General features: G+C 65.4%; 1 protein-coding gene. It reads left to right on the top strand.

Going from position 1 to position 454, the window contains the following annotated elements; genetic code table 11:
• Window positions 1-454: ABC transporter permease (locus AC2JF9_RS09160; RefSeq protein ID WP_500727147.1), on the top strand; the 454-nt coding region annotated here is incomplete at both ends.

The raw sequence follows: 454 nt of genomic DNA, 5'->3' as shown, positions 1-454 counted from the left end.
ACCTTCGTCCTGCTGATCCTCGGATACCCGATCGCGCTCGCGATGGCGCGGGCTTCGGCCGGCTGGCGCCCGATCCTCGTGGCGCTGATCATCATCCCGTTTTGGACGAGCCTCCTCATCCGCGTTTATGCCTGGATGGCTATTCTCAGTCCGGAGGGCTTTCTCAACCGGGCGCTGCTCGCCCTGGGCGTGATCGCGGAGCCGCTGCAGATCCTGAACACCTACGGGGCGGTCCTGATCGGGATCGTCTACTCGTACCTCCCGTTCATGGTCCTGCCGCTCTATGCGAGCCTCGAGCGGCAGGATTCCACGCTGATCGAGGCGGCGTCCGATCTCGGCGCTTCGCCGCTCAAAGCCTTCTGGACCGTGACGGTCCCGCTCTCCAAGCCGGGGATCGTCGCCGGCGCGCTCCTCTGCTTCATCCCCATCGTCGGCGAGTTCATCGTGCCGGATC

Source organism: Lactobacillus sp. C449L, from assembly GCF_059900815.1.
Note: the sequence above shows the minus strand (reverse complement) of the source record. Positions and strands in the feature narration are given on the sequence as shown.